General features: G+C 37.3%; 13 protein-coding genes and 1 pseudogene. 10 read left to right on the top strand and 4 right to left on the bottom strand.

From position 1 onward, the window contains the following. Positions 1-83 precede the first annotated feature (83 nt). The 4 genes from MKZ18_RS14820 to spoVK all read left to right on the top strand — a co-directional run bounded on the left by MKZ18_RS14820 (position 84) and on the right by spoVK (position 3445). Complete coding sequence (locus MKZ18_RS14820; protein ID WP_144593588.1) at positions 84-602, top strand: hypothetical protein; 519 nt, start codon at positions 84-86, stop codon at positions 600-602. 442 nt (positions 603-1044) lie between these two features. Further along, complete coding sequence (miaA, locus tag MKZ18_RS14815) at positions 1045-1995, top strand: tRNA (adenosine(37)-N6)-dimethylallyltransferase MiaA (RefSeq protein WP_076513904.1); 951 nt, start codon at positions 1045-1047, stop codon at positions 1993-1995. 34 nt (positions 1996-2029) lie between these two features. Further along, a complete protein-coding gene (hfq, locus tag MKZ18_RS14810; RefSeq protein WP_025908613.1) occupies positions 2030-2254 on the top strand; it encodes an RNA chaperone Hfq in 225 nt (74 codons plus the stop codon). A gap of 255 nt (positions 2255-2509) precedes the next feature. Then, positions 2510-3445 carry a stage V sporulation protein K gene (gene spoVK, locus MKZ18_RS14805; RefSeq protein WP_025908614.1) on the top strand — a complete coding sequence of 312 codons (936 nt, stop codon included), beginning with the start codon at positions 2510-2512 and terminating at the stop codon, positions 3443-3445. A 30-nt stretch (positions 3446-3475) separates the two neighbouring features. Here spoVK and MKZ18_RS14800 read toward each other — a convergent pair whose 3' ends face one another. Further along, the gene (locus MKZ18_RS14800; RefSeq protein ID WP_061785712.1) at positions 3476-4087 is read right to left on the bottom strand and encodes a trimeric intracellular cation channel family protein; all 612 of its coding nucleotides are present in this window, start codon (positions 4085-4087) and stop codon (positions 3476-3478) included. A 247-nt stretch (positions 4088-4334) separates the two neighbouring features. Here MKZ18_RS14800 and hflX point away from each other — a divergent pair, with 247 nt between their 5' ends. The 4 genes from hflX (at position 4335) to glnA (ending at position 8906) form a co-directional block, all read left to right on the top strand. Next, a complete protein-coding gene (gene hflX, locus MKZ18_RS14795) occupies positions 4335-5597 on the top strand; it encodes a GTPase HflX (RefSeq protein ID WP_025908616.1) in 1263 nt (420 codons plus the stop codon). Between the two features lie 15 nt (positions 5598-5612). Next, entirely contained in the window at positions 5613-6875 is a 1263-nt protein-coding gene (locus tag MKZ18_RS14790) for a methionine gamma-lyase family protein (protein ID WP_025908617.1), read from the top strand. Between the two features lie 192 nt (positions 6876-7067). Then, positions 7068-7490, top strand: coding sequence for a MerR family transcriptional regulator (locus tag MKZ18_RS14785; RefSeq protein ID WP_025908618.1), 423 nt, complete (start codon positions 7068-7070; stop codon positions 7488-7490). An 81-nt stretch (positions 7491-7571) separates the two neighbouring features. Then, positions 7572-8906 (top strand): type I glutamate--ammonia ligase, encoded by a 1335-nt coding sequence (glnA, locus tag MKZ18_RS14780; protein WP_025908619.1) that lies wholly within the window; start codon positions 7572-7574, stop codon positions 8904-8906. Positions 8907-9012: 106 nt separating this feature from the next. Here the strand turns inward: glnA and MKZ18_RS14775 are convergent. The 3 genes and pseudogenes from MKZ18_RS14775 to MKZ18_RS14765 all read right to left on the bottom strand — a co-directional run bounded on the left by MKZ18_RS14775 (position 9013) and on the right by MKZ18_RS14765 (position 11002). Next, positions 9013-10066, bottom strand: a pseudogene (locus tag MKZ18_RS14775) (site-specific integrase). Further along, positions 10050-10622: an ImmA/IrrE family metallo-endopeptidase gene (locus MKZ18_RS14770; RefSeq protein ID WP_076513905.1), complete on the bottom strand. Its 573-nt coding sequence runs from the start codon at positions 10620-10622 to the stop codon at positions 10050-10052. Before MKZ18_RS14770 ends, MKZ18_RS14775 begins: the two are co-directional and overlap by 17 nt. Before the next feature lie 5 nt (positions 10623-10627). Then, positions 10628-11002 carry a hypothetical protein gene (locus MKZ18_RS14765; RefSeq protein WP_061785711.1) on the bottom strand — a complete coding sequence of 125 codons (375 nt, stop codon included), beginning with the start codon at positions 11000-11002 and terminating at the stop codon, positions 10628-10630. A gap of 288 nt (positions 11003-11290) precedes the next feature. Between MKZ18_RS14765 and MKZ18_RS14760 the strand changes: the two genes are divergently transcribed. Together MKZ18_RS14760 and MKZ18_RS14755 are read left to right on the top strand one after the other, a co-directional pair. Beyond that, on the top strand, positions 11291-11974 hold the full coding sequence (locus MKZ18_RS14760; protein WP_313958817.1) for a hypothetical protein: 684 nt from the start codon (positions 11291-11293) through the stop codon (positions 11972-11974). Next, positions 11971-12486 carry a DUF6792 domain-containing protein gene (locus MKZ18_RS14755; RefSeq protein ID WP_062686126.1) on the top strand — a complete coding sequence of 172 codons (516 nt, stop codon included), beginning with the start codon at positions 11971-11973 and terminating at the stop codon, positions 12484-12486. The genes MKZ18_RS14760 and MKZ18_RS14755 overlap by 4 nt, the downstream gene beginning before the upstream one ends. The last annotated feature ends 44 nt before the right edge of the window (positions 12487-12530 follow it).

The following is a 12530-nucleotide window of genomic DNA, read 5'->3' as shown; positions in this document are numbered from 1 at the left end:
TCTGTAAGTCAGATACCTATACGTTAGTAGTTTCTATTGCATATACTAGCGGTAGAAATTAAACATAATGTGAAGGGGAAGTTATGATGAATAACGATTTTAACAGATTACAAACCAATTCAAACCATGATATCGGTTCTAATAGAGATAATGAGTCGGGAAATAAAAATATTATTAGCAATAGTGGAAGCTCTAACGTTAATATTAATATACCTCAGATAAGAGAAACATCTCAAAATCGCTCGGGGCGTCGTAGAAAATGTCGAGCAGAAAACCGCTCTCAAGGTCGTGTACAATCCGAATCAGAAAACCTCTCTGGCCGTCGCAGAAAATGTCGAGCAGAAAACCGCTCTGGTGGTGGCACACAACCTCAATCTGGAAACCAATCCCAACCTCTTGTTCGACCCCAGTCAGAAAATCCTTCTGGAAATCGTGTACAATCTGAATCAGAAAACCGCTCTGGTGGTGGCAGAAAATATCGAGCAGAAAACCGCTCTCAAGGTCGTGTACAATCCGAATCAGAAAACCTCTCTGGAAATCGTGTACAGTCACAATCAGAAAACCGCTCTCAATGTAGAAGGAATCCTTTTCGGTTCTTTTAATTCAGAAGGTAGAACTTTTAAGAGGAACAGATGTAGAATGCTAATTTTCAAAGCGAAAAAAGAATCTCCATCATTGTTTTGGAGTTTCGTGCTTGCTCAAAACTAGCTTTCAAACAATACCTGTTTCTCTTCTTTTTATAGGCCTGTAAAGAAATTTTTATGTACATTCAGCTTTTTTTCTTTTTTAGTAAATATCTTTTCCAACCAAGTTACTGTCATTGGTGTATGTTCAGGTTAAGAGTTGACTTTTTCTAAAAACCATTTATATTCTTTTATTATTTCATCAGTTAAACGAATTGAGTCTTTGTTTCTACTTTTATAGTCGAGCTCCGCTAATTCAATTGCTGTAACAGAACGTTCCTTCTTTATCAGCCTTGAATAAAGATGGGTTTTCCGGGTAAAATGAGAAGATGTAAATGTAATAGATGAAAGTAGTGTGGTTATGACGGGAGAGAAACAAAAATTAATAGTAATTATTGGTCCGACAGCCGTTGGTAAAACCAAGTTGAGCATTGAAATGGCCAAGCTGTTAAATGGAGAAGTTATTTCGGGAGATTCCATGCAAATTTATAAAAAGATGGATATCGGAACAGCGAAGGTTACAAGCGATGAAATGGAAGGAATTCCTCATCACTTAATTGATATTAAAGAGCCGACTGAGTCGTTTTCCGTGGCTGAATTTCAAGAGATTGTAAGAGAGAAGATTACAGATATTCATGGCCGGGGTAAACTGCCGATTATTGTAGGTGGTACAGGATTATATATTCAATCTGTCATCTATGACTATCAGTTTACTGAATCAGCAGGCGACGAACACTTCAGACAGCGCATGGAACATTTTGTTGCAGCGCATGGAATTGAGCCTCTTTATCAAAAACTTTGTGAAATAGATCCAGTTGGCGCAGAGTCCATTCATCCTAACAACCATAGGCGCGTTATTCGTGCTCTTGAAGTGTATGAAGTGACTGGTAAGCCTTTCAGCGTTTATAATCGTGAGCAAACTCAAGAGCTTCTCTATGATGTGACGCTCATTGGTTTAACAATGGAGCGTAAACAACTATACGATCGAATTAACCAACGTGTTGATCTTATGGTGCAAAAAGGCTTGGTAGAAGAAGTCAAATCACTGTACGATGCAGGGGTTCGTGATGTACAATCAATTCAAGCGATTGGCTACAAAGAACTGTATACATATTTCGACGGAAACTGCACGCTTGAAGAAGCGATTGAACAGTTAAAGTTGAATTCAAGAAGGTATGCCAAACGTCAATTAACGTGGTTTCGTAATAAGATGCCTGTAACGTGGTTTGAAATGGAAGTTGACAATTTTCATGAAAAGTTCAACAAAATTTTCACTTATGTAGCAGGAAAGCTGAAAGAAGAAGCGAATTAATCTAGTAAAGATAGAGAAATGAGGAGGCCGAATAGTGAAACAATCCGTTAATATTCAAGATCAGTTTTTAAATCAATTACGCAAAGAAAATATTTATGTCACTGTGTTTTTATTAAATGGTTTTCAACTGCGCGGACTAATTAAAGGGTTTGATAACTTTACAGTTCTATTGGATTCAGAAGGAAAGCAGCAGTTAATTTATAAACATGCAATCTCAACGTTTGTTCCAAATAAAAATATCTCTGTAGAATTAGAGTAGTCAGATAACCAGCCAAATCCGCGGGGATGAGGCTGGTTTTTCTTATGGTTGAAAGAGAGAAGTATTTTTCTTAACATGGTTTACTGTTTTACCACATACAACTATAATAAGCGTTTATTTCTTGGGTAATGGCGAGCTACAGAAAAAATACAAGCCGCTAAAAGAAAATGATGATTTCATTCGTTCGTCCTACAGCTAGAGATAGAGCGATACAATGTCATCAGCGTAACTGTGATGAAACGAGAGGTGAACAGTGTGGAGCAGCCTATAACTCTTAAAAACAATGGGCAAATTAATATTGTTTTAAATAACGAGACAAAGAAAGAACGAGTCTATACAACGTCAATTCCACGTCCTGTGAAACGACCGATTGTTAATCATGAACCACTGCTAGAAATTGAAAGAGAAATGAGCGGTCTGGTTGGAATGGATGAGCTAAAAAAAATGATTAAAGAAATATATGCTTGGTTATATATTAATAAAAAGAGAGAAGAAAGTGGTCTGAAGGCAGAAAAACAAGCGATGCATATGATGTTTAAAGGAAATCCAGGTACAGGAAAAACAACGGTTGCAAGGCTTTTAGGGAAATTGTTTTTAAATATGAATGTGTTATCAAAAGGACACCTCATTGAAGCTGAAAGAGCAGACTTAGTGGGTGAGTACATTGGACATACAGCACAAAAAACCCGAGATCTTGTGAAAAAAGCGTTGGGTGGTATTTTATTCATTGACGAAGCCTATTCGCTTGCCCGAGGTGGAGAGAAAGATTTTGGGAAAGAAGCAATTGATACGCTTGTGAAGCATATGGAGGATGCAAATGATAAGTTTGTCTTAATTTTGGCTGGCTATCCACGCGAAATGGAGAACTTTTTAAGCTTAAACCCTGGTCTTCGTTCAAGGTTTCCATTCATCTTTGATTTTCCGGATTATGATGTCAATGAGCTAATGGATATTGCAGACCGGATGATGGATGATCGCCAGTATCAATTCAGCGGCGATGCTTATAAAAAGTTAAAAGAACATTTCATGGATGTAAAATACAATCAGACGCCTCTAGACTTTAGTAACGGTCGCTATGTGCGAAATATTTTAGAACGCTCCATTCGAGCTCAATCCATGAGGCTTTTAGAAGAAGCAAACTATGGTAAAGAGCAGCTGATAACGCTTAAATCAAGCGATATTCGTCTATAAAAAAATCCGGCTTTATGCCGGATTTTTTTATTACATATTTGGTTGGCGAATTGAACGAATTGGCAGCTTCCATTTGTACATATAAGATAGCATACGACATGCAACAAGCAAACCAAATAATACGTAAAGCTCTACCGGAGAGCTTGCGATTTGAAGGCCAACAATCAAGCCTGCAAGAATTGCCCAAAGCGCATAGATTTCATCTTTTAAAACGGTCGGTTTTCGGCGAGCAAGCAAGTCGCGTACAATCCCACCGCCGCTACCTGTTAATACAGCAGCAACGATAACAGCGCTTAAGGGGTGGCCCATGCTGGTAGCATAGAGTGCGCCTTGAATGGCAAAAGCCGCAAGCCCAATTGCGTCAGAAAAGTTCCCCCAACGTTTCCACTGTCTTAAGATGCTGTTTGGAAACAAAAAGGTTGCCGTAATCGATAATAGCGCAATTTGAAAAAATAATCCCTGCTCCCAAAGAGCAGATACTGGTACACCAATTAATAAGTTACGGATGGCGCCACCGCCAAACGCTGTGACGATTCCTAGAATGTAAACTCCTAAAATATCATATTCTTCTTCCATTGCAATAAACGCCCCGCTAACTGCAAAAGCAATGGTGCCGATGATGCTCAAAACGTCCCATGTCATCGCAACTTCCCCTTTATGTATAAAAATTCGTTTGTTAGAAAGTATTACAATAATAAAGTCATTCAAATTGTATCCACTATTGAGCAGAATTTCAACGTTTTTTTAGGGATAATTTCTTAAAAGAAACAAAGCGTGATAAACTAGTAAAAACAAGCTATTCTGCATCTTTGAAGAAGATAGAGAAAATCGTGTTTTTTTGTTATGATATGAGTGCGTTAATACTTTAACAGTAAGGGAAGGAAAGTCATTGACATTTGAGATGAAACAAGAGCTTGAGCGTGTGATTTTAGTGGGGTGTCAGCTTCACGATGATGATGAGCGCTTTGAGTATTCGATGGATGAACTAGCATCATTAACTGAAACAGCACAGGGTGAGGTTCTAGTACGCTTGTCTCAAAAGCGCGACCGTATACATCCAGCTACATATATCGGAAAAGGAAAAGTGGAAGAGCTCGTTGCGCTTGAAGAAGAGCTAGAGCCAGATTTAATTGTGTTTAACGATGAGCTTTCACCGAGTCAAATTCGTAATTTATCCAGTCAGCTAGAAGCTCGAATCATTGACCGAACACAGCTGATTTTAGATATTTTTGCGCAGCGTGCGCAAACAAAAGAAGGAAAGCTGCAGGTTGAGCTTGCGCAGCTAAACTACTTACTTCCTCGCCTAGTTGGACAGGGAACAGCACTTTCTCGCTTAGGAGGAGGAATTGGTACAAGAGGTCCAGGTGAAACGAAGCTTGAAAGCGATCGACGTCATATTCGTCGTAAAATCGACGAAATTAAGCGTCAGTTAAAAACAGTCGTCAGTCACAGGGAGCGCTACCGAGAGAGAAGAAAGCGTAACCACGTATATCAAATCGCTATAGTAGGATACACAAACGCCGGTAAGTCAACGCTTTTCAATCGTTTAACAGAAGCGGGCATTTATGAAGAAAATCAGCTGTTTGCAACCCTTGATCCAACGACGAGACAGTATACGATGCCGTCCGGCTTAACTGCTCTTTTAACAGATACGGTTGGGTTCATTCAAGATTTGCCAACAACGCTTGTTGCTGCGTTTCGTTCCACATTAGAAGAAGTGACAGAAGCTGATTTCATTTTACACGTGGTCGACTCTGGTAATCCAGACTATCACAACCATGAGCAAACTGTTCACAAGCTATTAGCGGAATTAGATGTAGAAGATATTCCGATGTTAACCGTTTATAATAAGCGAGATGTGAAGCATGAATTATTTGTGCCGACCACACCTGCTTCTGTTTTAATCAGCGCTTTTAATAAGGAAGATCTCGCTTTGCTGGGAACAAAAATCCAGGATGAAATGAAGAAAGAGATGGAGTACTTTCATCTATTTATTCCTTCGGATGAGGGCAAGCTGTTGGCGGAGTTAAAAACCGTTGCGCTGGTTGACTCCCTAAAGTTTAATGAGGAAAAAGAAAAGTACGAGTGCCGAGGCTATATTGCAAAAGAGCACCCAATTTATAAGCAGCTAAGAATGATAGAAGAAAGTTGAGGAAGATAGAAAATGATGTTTGATCAGTTAGCAAACGGAGAGAGAATTAAAAGGTTAGCAAAGGAAGTGGAGCAGCAAATTAAGCCGATTCATGAACGAATTGATGAAGTGATTGAAGCAAATCAGTTTCGCGTGCTGCAAAGCTTTCAACAAAACCAGGTGAGTGATTCACATTTCATTCCCTCCACGGGCTATGGTTATGATGATTTAGGAAGAGATACGCTTGAAAAGGTATATGCTGATGTATTTGGGACGGAAGCGTGCCTTGTACGTCCCCAAATTATTTCAGGTACGCATGCAATAGGCATTTCGCTATTCGGTGTGTTGCGACCTGGTGATGACCTTTTATACATTACCGGTAAGCCATACGATACGCTTGAAGAAATTGTTGGAATTAGAGGGTCTGGCGTTGGTTCACTGAAAGAGTATAACATTGGATATAAAGCCGTAGATTTAACAAAAGAAGGGCGAGTAGACCTTGAAGAAGTGAAAGCGGCCATTACGGATACAACGAAAATGATTGGTATTCAGCGTTCAAAAGGTTATGGAATTCGTCCTTCGTTTACGGTCAGCCAAATTAAAGAAATGATTGCTTTTGTGAAAAGCATCAAGCCAGACGTTATCGTATTTGTAGATAACTGTTACGGAGAATTTGTAGAGACAATAGAGCCATCTCATGTTGGAGCTGATTTAATTGCAGGCTCTCTCATTAAAAATCCAGGCGGTGGGTTAGCGAAAATCGGTGGCTATATTGCTGGACGTAAAGAGTTGGTTGAAGCATGCTCTTACCGCATGACAACGCCAGGTATTGGAGCAGAAGCTGGTGCAACGCTGTACAGCCTACAGGAAATGTATCAAGGTTTCTTTTTAGCTCCGCACGTTGTAGGGCAGGCTTTAAAGGGGGCTGTATTTTCTTCGGCCATGTTTGAAAAACTTGGGATGCAGTCAGAACCAAAGTGGGACGCTGAGCGAACAGACTTAATTCAGTCCGTTCAGTTTGATGATCGGGATAAGATGGTGGCGTTTTGCCAAGCAATTCAATACGCGTCGCCAATTAATTCGCACGTGACGGCATACCCAGCTTATATGCCAGGATATGAAGACGATGTAATCATGGCAGCCGGTACGTTTGTTCAAGGGGCTAGCTTAGAGCTAACGGCAGATGGTCCAATCCGTCCACCGTATGTTGCTTATGTACAAGGTGGTTTAACGTATGCTCACGTTAAAGTAGCTATCTGCACAGCAATTGATTCAATGATTTTGAAAAAGTTAATTTAAGTATAATCTTGCTCAGCAAGAGAAAAAGATGAGCTATCGTGTATAAAAACAAATTAAAAATAAACTAAAATCGCTATTTTATTGTATTCGTGAAATATTCTAAAAATTTTTATGTGAGAATTGCTCACATATAGTTGACAGATAAACTAACATGGCATACAATGAAACTAGTTAATCAAAGGAGGAACTGAGATGAGTGACAACATACGAAGAAATACGCCGCTTTTCCCAATTGGAATTGTGATGCAGTTAACTGAGTTGTCGGCTCGCCAAATTCGCTACTATGAGGAACATGAATTAGTTACACCTGTACGATCTGAAGGTAATCGTCGATTATTCTCGTTTAACGATGTTGATAAATTACTAGAAATTCGTGACTTAATTGAACAAGGTGTAAACTTAGCTGGTGTTAAGCAGCTATTTCAAGTTCAGAAAGCGCAAGAAGGGCATAAAAAAGAGACAAAACCAGAAGATGAAAAGGTTGTAGCAGAAGCAAGCAAATCTGAGCTATCAGATGAAGAGTTACGCAAGATGCTTCGCGCTGAGTTAATGCAAGCAGGACGCTTTAACAAAGCAACGCTCAATCAAGGAGATATGTCTCGGTTCTTTCATTAAAAATTGTAAGTATTTATATGCTTCGTTAACAGGAAGTATATAAACTATAAATATTTTTTAGATTTAGGGGAGGATCACACGATGGCAAAGTACACAAAAGAAGATATTTTCAAAAAGGTTCAGGAAGAGAATGTAAAATACATTCGCCTTCAGTTCACTGACATTTTAGGAACAATCAAAAACGTTGAAATTCCAGTAAGTCAATTAGAAAAAGCGTTAGACAACAAGATGATGTTTGACGGTTCTTCAATCGAAGGTTTCGTACGTATCGAAGAATCTGATATGTACTTATATCCAGATCCAGACACGTTTGTTGTATTCCCTTGGACGTCTGAAAAAGGTAAAGTTGCACGTTTCATTTGTGACATCTACAATCCAGACGGAACTCCATTTGATGGAGACCCACGTAACAACTTAAAGCGTATATTAAAAGAAATGGAAGACTTAGGATTCAGTGATTTTAACCTTGGGCCTGAGCCAGAATTCTTCTTATTCAAGCTAGATGAAAAAGGAGAGCCAACGTTAGAATTAAACGATAAAGGTGGCTACTTCGACCTAGCACCAACTGACCTTGGTGAAAACTGCCGTCGTGACATCGTATTAGAGCTTGAAGAAATGGGCTTTGAAATTGAAGCATCTCACCATGAGGTAGCTCCTGGTCAACATGAGATTGACTTCAAATATGCTGGCGCATTAAGAGCTTGCGATGACATCCAAACATTTAAACTAGTAGTTAAAACAATTGCTCGTAAGCACGGCTTACACGCAACATTCATGCCAAAACCATTGTTCGGTGTGAACGGTTCAGGTATGCACTGCAACCTTTCACTATTCAAAGATGGCCAAAATGCATTCTATGATGCAAACGGAAACTTAGAGTTAAGTGATACAGCTCGTCAATTCATCGCTGGTATCATTAAGCACGCTCACAGCTTCACTGCTGTAACAAACCCAACAGTAAACTCTTACAAGCGTTTAGTACCTGGTTACGAAGCTCCTTGTTACGTTGCATGGTCTGCACGCAACCGTAGCCCATTAATTCGTATCCCAGCTTCTCGCGGAGTAGGAACTCGTGTTGAGGTACGTAGCGTAGACCCAGCTGCTAACCCATACCTAGCGATGGCTGTATTACTAAAAGCTGGTTTAGACGGAATCAAGAACAATCTTGAAGCTCCAAAACCAATTGACCGCAACATCTATGTGATGACTAAAGAAGAGCGCGTAAAAGAAGGTATCGTAGATTTACCTGCTACGCTAGCTCAAGCTTTAGATAGCTTCCAAGCTAACGAAATCATGGTTTCTGCATTAGGTGAGCACTTAGCTGAACACTTCATCGAAGCTAAGGAAATTGAGTGGGATATGTTCCGTACACAAGTTCACCCATGGGAACGCGATCAATACATGAGCCAATATTAATTGGTAAATCCCTTGACACTACTGGTGTCAGGGGATTTTTTTATTTTGGTAGGAAACTTAATTTGATGTACTGAAACGTTCACGACCAAAATCGGACCAAAATTTTTTAACTTTCCAAAACAGACGATATATATTCCTCAAAAGAAGTGATAGAATCTTGATTAATCTTCTTACTAACATGAGTGTAAACATCAGATGTAATGGTGACACTTCCGTGCCCTAATCGTTCTTGAATGTACTTCATGCTTGCTCCAGATTCCAACATAAGCACAGCATGAGTATGTCGCAGCGAGTGAATGCTTAAAGGTGATAGGTTTGCTTTCTTTAAGATTCTTGAAAAAGCATTAAATAACGTTGACTTGGGTAAAGGATTTCCATCCCTGCGACAGAAAATCAGATCTAATTCATGGTGATATGAATTTGTTAACATTAACTTATCATTATTTTGCAATCGCCGGTGTGTGCTTAGTTCATTTTTTATTGATTGAAATAATTCCTTCTTTGAAGTTTATATCTTTCCATTGCAAAGCAGCGGCTTCACCTTTCCTCATACCTGTATGAATAAGCGTCTTAAAAAATAAATAGTAAATATAATTGTCTTTAGATGCACATTGGAGGAATAATTGGATATCTTCACTACGCATATACTTTAAACCGTTATGCTGTTTTTCATTCTTTTTGGAGATAGTGGCGCCACTGCAAGGATTCTTCTCAAGTTTTGAAAGCATAAGCGCTTTGTCCATAGCGTTATGCATTGTTCCATGGATGATTTCTACCGTTCTCTTGCTGTAGCCTTGATTGGTTAAATGGTTTAAAAACTTTTGATACATCATTGGCTTAAGATCCTTCAGCAAAAGATTTTTAAAATAAGGAAGAATATGATTTTTAATATTTTGAGAATGTAATATATACGTATTTTTACGTATGCTATCTTTTTTATATTCGTTTAACCAACTCAATAAGTAATCTTCTAAACGTAAAGAAGAATTATCAAGCTCAAAACCACTCTCAATTCTTTTCTCTTCTTCAGATGCTGCTGTTTGAGCTTCTTTTTTTGTAGAAAAACCACTTTTGGATTTCACTTTATACTTTTGGGTAAAGGGGTCTTTAAAGGAAACTCGATACTCCCATTTGCTGTTACACTTACGAAAAGTGGCCATCGTTATTAACTCCTTTCAAATAGAAATTGGTTTGCACACAAACTTTGTGCTTTCCTAGCATTTGAGAAAAATGTTTAGTAAATCGTTGACCCAATACTTGACGTTGAAAATGTTCTAAACGCTTCTTAGCAAAGATTTCAGTTACATTAAAGGTGTTGCATATATCAGCAATAAATTCCTGCTTCGTTTGGGGGATAGGTAATTTTAATACCATGAAGGTAGGCACACAAAACTGTAATGCAAAATTATTTGCTTTATTCTCTTGATAGGAAATGAATTCTTCTGGAAGAAACCATTGGTGCCCACAGTGAAATAAAACATGTCCTAATTCATGACCGAATTCTTCCCATTGTTGTTGAGTTGACAAGTTACGATTAATTAAAATGCTGTATAATCCATTGCGATCAATTGCAGCACTTTCGAAATCAACAAAATGAAGCCAAATCCCAAGATTAGAAGCGATACTAATCATATCAATTTGACTGGGAACATTAATATGTAGTTTTTGGTACAAAAAGGTAACAGAATCTTCTAACGGAGTAAATTGATAATTCATGGAAATCACCTCTTAGGAATATAATACCAAACACATGTTCCTTTTTTATTGATATTAGAGGTGAGTTTATGTAGTTCATGTAAAACAATTTTAGCTTTGTCCCTTGTCTTTTCAATATAATCAGAATTGCGATTTTTACTGTCCATATTTTTTAAAATAGCAATTCGTCTATAGAATCCACAAATTAAATCAAAACAATCATTTGATATTTCAGGTCCTAAATTTGTTGAACAATTGTACCATTGAATATTCTGTAATTCTTTTTCAAGCAACAAATCTTGCTCGTTATCGTTTTCATAAGGAATTACAGCTTCTAAAATATTTAAATTATAATTAATTTCTTCTGCTATTAATCTTATGGAGTTAGTTATCAAATTCACGAAGAGACTGAGATAATTTAGTATAAGCTTCTATCCTATGCTCATAACTATTATGTGTATGCGTAGTATTCATAGTGATGGGGTTGTATAAGTTAATCAAGTTATCTTGACATTTAAAGAATGTTTCTGTTTGACGTTTATCAAAGAGCCATACCTATTTAATAGTGAAAAATAACTACTTCCTAAATATGGGTCTTTGATTCATTATACTTATGACTCTCCCATTATAAGTATGATAGTATCATACATGTATAAAACAGAGGCTACAACATAAATAAAAGGGGGGCAATGATGAAAAAACGTACTAAGACAATTATTGCAGTGATTACTGGAGCTGCTATTTTAATAGGAGGAATATGGATGATAAACGAAAGCCGTTACCCAAACGTCCCTGCTTTTGATGACCACTTTACACGTGAATTCTTGAACAAAGATAAAAAAGTGGACGATGGATTTTTTGAGTTTACATCGAAGACAGGGCAGTATACGATGTGGTTTCCACAGGAGTATCAGTTATTACATAAAGACAGAGAAGATTATACTATAAATAAAGAATCTTATGAGAACTGGTGGGCTGTTTATAATGAAGAAGTTGAAGATGAAATACAAAAGAATTATATAAAAACTGAATTTTCAACGAGTAATCCCACAGATGAAAATATTCATGTTGAAGCTTTATTTAAAAGAAGATTTGGATTAAGTAATCCTAAACGAATAGAAACTTCAAAAGCTGGAATTTACTACCAATCAGCTTACATTTATTTCAAAGGAACAGAAAAGCAAGTAATATCAGATAGAAAGAAACATATTCCTAATACATACTTGGCCTATGTAGCAGATAAGAGTTCTAATAAAATACTACAAATCTCTTTTGATAATAGTGGTAAATATAAAAGTGATGATGAAGAAAAAAAGAAAGCGTGGTTTGTTGAAATTTTAAAGAGTATTCGTTTTAGTGAGGAAAAAATATGAGTGGAAAACCTATATTGAATGATAGTATAAGAAATAAAGTAACACAACTTGAATATAAAGGGCTATCAGGAAAAGAGAAAGAAATTAAACGAATATATAAAGAAAGTACAGGCAAAGAACCGCCACCATTTAAAATTTATAGTAGCGATGAAATGAATATAGGTAAAGAATCTGGATTTGATGGAGCTGCAATTCATTTTTATGATGAAAAAAAGCATATTAACCAAGTATATTATATTTTTAGAGGAACAGAACCATCTAAGGACTTTGGAGATGTAGTTTATGATGCTTTAGGAATTGGCGCAGGAGAAGATCAAGCGCAAATTAGCGATGCAACAAAAATGTATGAAAAGGTAGAAGGAAATATAAAATCTTCTGGCACTAAAGTCGAAAGGTATGGTGATGGCCACTCTTTAGGAGGTCATTTGATAGTAACTTTAGGTTTAATAACTAAAAATTTTAAAGATGTAAGAGGAATGACTAGTGTTGCATTAATTTATTTTCACTATTAAAAATACTCAAAATGTTCAATTTTATTATTTTGTGCAAAGAAAAA

Origin of the sequence: Priestia sp. FSL W8-0001 (assembly GCF_038050335.1) — a bacterium.
GTDB lineage: Bacteria > Bacillota > Bacilli > Bacillales > Bacillaceae_H > Priestia > Priestia flexa.
The sequence above is the reverse complement of the archived record's forward strand: the minus strand, read 5'-3'. Positions and strand labels throughout refer to the sequence as shown.